Here is an 848-nt window from a genome sequence, read left to right as displayed (position 1 = left end):
GGCTGGAGCAGCCCCAGGCGCAGGTCGATCCGCGGCGGCTCACGCCCCGGGGGGACCGAACCCAGCACCCAGAACTGGCCGCTGGCGTTGCGGCGCAGTTCGGCACGGGCCCGCTCGAGCCCCACATCCAGCACCAGCCCGCGCAGCCCCAGGCTGGCCAGCGGGTCGAGGCGCACCCGCACCCCCTCGACCGCGACCGTGGAGGCGTCTTTGGGGCCGGGCAGGAAGCGGCTGGGGCCGATCCAGAGCCCATCGGGCTTCAGGCCCCGGTACGGGCCCAGCACCAGGGGGCGGCCCATGGCGGAGCCGACCTGCCGCTCCAGGGTGGGCCGAAATCGGCCATACAGGTCGGCGACGATGCGATCGAACCAGAAGACCCCGAGGCCCAGGCCCGCCCCCAGGACACCGACGGCGAAAAGCCCTTTCCACACACGCCGGCGGGCTGGCCAGAGCCGACTGTCAGGCTTCCATCGCATCCACCGGGGTCGGTCGCCGTCCATGGGCGGCCGCAATATAGGGGGCTTGTCACGCCTTCCCCAGCCCCATGGCCGCTGATCCGATCCTGCTCGTGGCCGGTACCTGGCTGGGTGCCGCCAGCGGGGTGCTGGCGGTGCTCACCATCGCCGGATTCCTCGCCCGCTGGGGCATCCGCTTCCGCCTGGTGGGGATCACCAGCTTCACGGCCCTGCTGGCGCTCTCCTGCCTCGCCTTCTCGGTCAGCTACAACCCCCGGGTGAGCGTGCCGGGGGCGGTCCAGGTGCCGGTCGTGTTCGACAACGGCACGGATCTGGTCATCGCCGCCGCCCCGGCCAGCCTCGAGGCCGACGCGGTCGCCCCCACCCTCGAGC

The 848-nt window shown here is 73.0% G+C and carries 2 protein-coding genes; one reads left to right on the top strand and one right to left on the bottom strand.

Features of this window, described 5'->3' with window-relative positions:
• Positions 1 to 431, bottom strand: a 431-nt coding sequence (locus VB737_RS07350) for a hypothetical protein (protein WP_500312261.1), incomplete at its 3' end; no start/stop codon positions are given.
• A 113-nt stretch (positions 432 to 544) separates the two neighbouring features.
• Here VB737_RS07350 and VB737_RS07345 point away from each other — a divergent pair.
• Positions 545 to 848: DUF2518 family protein (locus tag VB737_RS07345; RefSeq protein ID WP_500312260.1), on the top strand; the 304-nt coding region annotated here is incomplete at its 3' end.

This window comes from Synechococcus sp. BA-120 BA3, from assembly GCF_034931285.1.
GTDB lineage: Bacteria > Cyanobacteriota > Cyanobacteriia > PCC-6307 > Cyanobiaceae > Cyanobium.
Note: the sequence above shows the minus strand (reverse complement) of the source record. Positions and strands in the feature narration are given on the sequence as shown.